Origin of the sequence: Actinomadura violacea (genome assembly GCF_017573465.1) — a bacterium.
Lineage (GTDB): Bacteria > Actinomycetota > Actinomycetes > Streptosporangiales > Streptosporangiaceae > Spirillospora > Spirillospora violacea.
Map to the genome: position 1 here is coordinate 1 of NZ_JAGEPF010000067.1, position 2,812 is coordinate 2,812.

The 2,812-nt window shown below is 73.0% G+C and carries 3 protein-coding genes and 1 pseudogene; 2 read left to right on the plus strand and 2 right to left on the minus strand.

Going from position 1 to position 2,812, the window contains the following annotated elements; translation table 11 throughout:
* Nucleotides 1–599: pseudogene (locus J4709_RS52680) on the plus strand (hypothetical protein); the annotation flags it as partial.
* A gap of 45 nt (nt 600–644) precedes the next feature.
* Here the strand turns inward: J4709_RS52680 and J4709_RS52685 are convergent.
* Together J4709_RS52685 and J4709_RS52690 are read right to left on the minus strand one after the other, a co-directional pair.
* On the minus strand, nt 645–1,502 hold the full coding sequence (locus J4709_RS52685) for an STAS domain-containing protein (RefSeq protein WP_208253077.1): 858 nt from the start codon (nt 1,500–1,502) through the stop codon (nt 645–647).
* A gap of 3 nt (nt 1,503–1,505) precedes the next feature.
* The gene (locus J4709_RS52690) at nt 1,506–1,838 is read right to left on the minus strand and encodes a hypothetical protein (RefSeq protein ID WP_208253078.1); all 333 of its coding nucleotides are present in this window, start codon (nt 1,836–1,838) and stop codon (nt 1,506–1,508) included.
* 340 nt (nt 1,839–2,178) lie between these two features.
* Between J4709_RS52690 and J4709_RS52695 the strand changes: the two genes are divergently transcribed.
* On the plus strand, nt 2,179–2,812 hold a 634-nt coding region (locus tag J4709_RS52695; protein ID WP_269757710.1), incomplete at its 3' end, for an alpha-amylase family glycosyl hydrolase.

The window sequence follows — 2,812 nt, forward strand, 5'->3', positions numbered from 1 at the left end:
CCGTCCGCCCCGGCAGCGAGGAATACCGCGATTCGGAGAAATACCAGTACCGCCCCCGCGACTGGGAAGCCGCCGACCGCGACAACACCACCATCGCCCCCCTCATCACCCAGCTCAACACCCTCCGGAAACTGCATCCGGCCTTGCAGCAGTTGCGCAATCTGCGTTTCCACCACGTGGACCAGCCCGAGCTTCTCGCCTTCTCCAAACGGCAGGGCGACGATGTCGTGCTGGCGATCGTCAACCTCAATCCACATCAGCCGCGCGAGGCGACCGTCCACCTCGACCTCGCCGCACTCGGCCTTCCCAACGACCCGGAGAAGTCGTTCACCGTCATCGACCAGTTGGACGAGGCCGCCTACACGTGGCGGCAGGCGAACTACGTGCGGCTCGATCCGCACGCGCGCCCGGCGCACGTGTTCACGATCCAGCGCGACGAGGCACGTCCGAGCGCGAAGAACGAGGAAGCGCCCGCGAACGAGGAAGCACCCGCGGCTTCGTCCGGCACCCGCGCCGCCGGCAGGACGGGCACGAGCCGCCCCGTCCGCGACTCCCTGCGCGCCGCGCGCGACCGGCTGCGGCCGGGCGGCGGGAGCTGAGCGGACGAGGCGGCCCCCACGCAGTCGCGGCGGGTGGCCGGCCGGTCAGGCCGGTTCCGCGCCGAGCCGTCCGCCGTCGACGGACCGGCACGCGGTGAACACCGAGCCGAGCCCCTCCCGGTCGATGACCTCGCGGAGCCGGGCGGGCAGGCCGGGCAGCGACAGGCAGCCGCCCTCGGCCGCGACGCGCCAGCGGATGCCGAGCAGCACCGGCAGCGGGTCGCAGCGCACCCCGAGCCGGTCGCCCATCCGCACCATCAGGTGCCGCAGGTTCCCCTCGACCAGCGAGGTCAGCGTCTCGCCGAGGCGGTGGACCGTGACGGGGTCGAGCACCCCCGACAGGTGCACGACGGTGTGGTCGCCGTCGCCCGCCTCCGCCGTGGTGATCGTCAGTTCGGGCGCCGCGGCGGCCGGCGTCGGCGCGAGCCCCGCGTCCGCCGGGTGCAGGGCCCGGATGGCGTCGAGCACGTGTCCGGTGTCGACGTCCGCCGCCTCCCGGGGCGCCACGGGCGCCGCGACCGCCTGCGCGACGTCCTCGAACACCGGGACCAGCCGGGACAGCCCGGTGAGGTGCAGCGCGCGGCGCACGGGCGCGGCCGTCGCGGGCACGACGGCCCGCAGCGGGCAGCCGAGCAGCCGGCCGCGGGTCTCGGTGCGGGCGAGCAGGACCAGCCCGGATGCGTCCAGCAGGACCGAGTCGCCGAAGTCGACGACGACGCCCTTGCGCGGCCGGGCCGGTACGGGGCCGCCTGGCGCGGCGTCGCCGGCGGCCAGCGCCAGCGCCCGCGACACGCCCTCCCTGATCCCGGCGTAGTTGCGCCAGCTGATCTGCGCGGGCAGCCGCAGCACGATGAACCCTCGCCGGGTGTCCGTCCGCAGGCCCGGCACGGTGGTGTCCTTCATCTGTCACATCCCGATCGGGGTACGCGCGGCGGCGCGGGCCGGGGCGGGCCCGCCGGTGGACGGACGCACGGGGGCGGGCGCGGCGGCGGCGCGGCCCGGCGGCACCGGTGCGCGCTCGCCGTCCGGGTAGGGCGGCCGCGCGCCGCGGACCACGCCCGTGAGCCGGGACGCCGCGAGGCGCTCGATGGCCCGGGCGTCGGGCCGCACACCGAGATGGGTGCAGCAGCACCACAGGTCGTCCACGCAACGGCGCACGCTCTCCGCCGGAATGTCGGCGAAGCGAGCGCGCAGCCGGGCCACGAGGTCGTCGCGCGTCGGTACGACCGATGGCGACATCTCCCAGCGCTCCACTGTCCCTCCGATCGCTCTGGACGAGACGACGAGGTCGCCCGTCCGGGCTGGTCGTCAGCTGCCCGCGCGGCAGGTTCCGAGCTTGGAAACGACCTACCCGGGGCCCGCGGCGGAAACGGCGCCGACCCTAAAGGTCCGGGCATGACACGCCCGCCGCGCAGCAAGTCCCGGGGCGGCCGCGGGGCACGGTCGCGGCGGTGCGGGGAGCGCAGCCCCGATTACGGAGAGTACGGAGATTTTCACGAATGGTTGCCTGTCGCGCACGTCCTGCCGACGGGCGGCGGGAATTGCTGATCTAGATGTCGCCGACACTCCGGGATGGCCCATGCACGAGCAGTCGAAGTACTTCACCTGCAGCACGTCCGGCCAGGTCACCGACCCGGAGGCCGAGCCCGGCCCCGTGCGGGCGGGGCGCGCCGCGGAGTCCGCCGCGCCGGCGGCGGGGGCCGTCCCGGACCGCTTCGCCGAGGACGCGCCACACACTCCGCACTGGTTCAAGACGGCCGTGTTCTACGAGGTGTCGGTACGCGGGTTCTGCGACTCCAACAACGACGGCTACGGCGACCTGCGCGGCCTCATCTCCAAACTCGACCATCTCGAATGGCTCGGCATCGACTGCCTCTGGCTGCTGCCGATCTACCAGTCACCGCTGAAGGACGGCGGCTACGACATCGCGGACTACACCAAGATCCTTCCGGATTTCGGCGAGCTGGGCGACTTCGTCGAACTCATCGAGGAGGCGCACGCCCGCGGCATTCGCGTCATCGCGGACCTGGTGATGAACCACACCTCGGATCGGCACCCGTGGTTCCAGGCGTCGCGGACCGATCCCGACGGGCCGTTCGGCGACTTCTACATGTGGGACGACACCGACGAGAAATACCCCGACGCCCGCATCATCTTCGTCGACACCGAACAGTCCAACTGGACCTACGACCCCGTCCGCGGCCAGTACTACT